The 600-nt window shown below is 38.8% G+C and carries 1 protein-coding gene; it reads left to right on the top strand.

Going from position 1 to position 600, the window contains the following annotated elements; all coding sequences use genetic code 11:
* Window positions 1-62 precede the first annotated feature (62 nt).
* Window positions 63-600: phage N-6-adenine-methyltransferase (locus C5469_RS23040; protein ID WP_166311034.1), on the top strand; the 538-nt coding region annotated here is incomplete at its 3' end.

A 600-nucleotide genomic window follows, 5' to 3' on the forward strand; every position in this document is an offset into this window, starting at 1 on the left:
TGAGTGATAAAATAAATCAAGTTGCAACGGAAATTTCATTGAAAATAAAATAGGGTTAATTTATGTCAGACTTCCGAGGAAGTAATACCCCAAGAGAACTTCGTGATAAATGGCAAACCCCGATTGAAATATTCACGGCTCTAGACTTGGAATTTGGCTTTTATTTAGATGCCGCCGCCGATGCTCAAAATACTTTATGTTCTCATTATCTCACGGAGCGAGATAACGCACTGGAATGTGACTGGGAGAGTTACGGCTCTATCTGGTGCAATCCCCCCTATTCCAAGATTACGCCGTGGATAAAGAAAGCAGCTATCGAATGCAGGAAGCAATTACAGTCGGTCGTTATGTTAGTCCCAGCTGATACATCAGTCGGCTGGTTTAAATTAGCAATGAACTCTGTAGATGAAATCAGATTAATTACTGGTGGCAGGATTTCATTTATTAACGCTGGCAATGGAAAGCCAGTGAATGGAAATAACAAAGGGAGTTTGTTATTAATCTGGCGTCCATTTATCAAACCGCGCGGCATATTAACAACAGTTGATAGAGATAAATTAATATCAATTGGCTCTAATATATTAAAGGAAATAAAATCAC

The sequence above is a fragment of the Photorhabdus cinerea genome, from assembly GCF_011189575.1.
GTDB lineage: Bacteria > Pseudomonadota > Gammaproteobacteria > Enterobacterales > Enterobacteriaceae > Photorhabdus > Photorhabdus cinerea.